Source organism: Vibrio sp. Y176 (genome assembly GCF_033438945.1).
The window spans coordinates 1-561 of record NZ_JAWOQS010000954.1; the positions used below are offsets into that span (position 1 = coordinate 1).

The 561-nt window shown below is 50.3% G+C and carries 1 protein-coding gene; it reads right to left on the reverse strand.

Annotated features, from left to right (window positions below):
• On the reverse strand, positions 1 to 561 hold a 561-nt coding region (locus R7O13_RS29610), incomplete at both ends, for a peptidase dimerization domain-containing protein (RefSeq protein ID WP_318305558.1).

Here is a 561-nt window from a genome sequence, read left to right on the forward strand (position 1 = left end):
TCTTCGATAACAAAGGCGTCGTACGCGCGGCTAGATTCGATTTCGACTTCTGCGCCATGTTTTTCACATACCGACTCAAATGTTGAAATCATGTGGTTGACTTGGGCTTCTAGCTTCTCTCCATTTAGAGAGCGAGCTTCAGCAACGATTTTAAGCTCTGGCATCACAATGTTGGTTGCCTGACCACCGTTGACCATGCCGATGTTCGCTGTGGTTTCTTCGTCGATGCGAAGCAGTTTCATTTGGTTGATTGCGTCTGCCGCAACCATGATCGCGCTGATGCCTTCTTCCGGCGCAAGACCTGCATGTGCAGGGCGGCCTTTGATGGTTGCGACGATCTTTTGTTGGCCCGGAGCAGCTGTTACGATAGTTCCAATTGGGCCACCTGTGTCCAGTACGATCGCTTCTGTTGAGGTTACGTGAGACATATCGAAGTATTCAGAACCGAACAGGCCACCTTCTTCATGTACGGTGAACGCCAATTCGAGCGTTTTGTGTTCTAGGTTTTCAGCTTGGATGCAACGCACCGCTTCCATGATGGCAGCGATACCAGATTTGTCG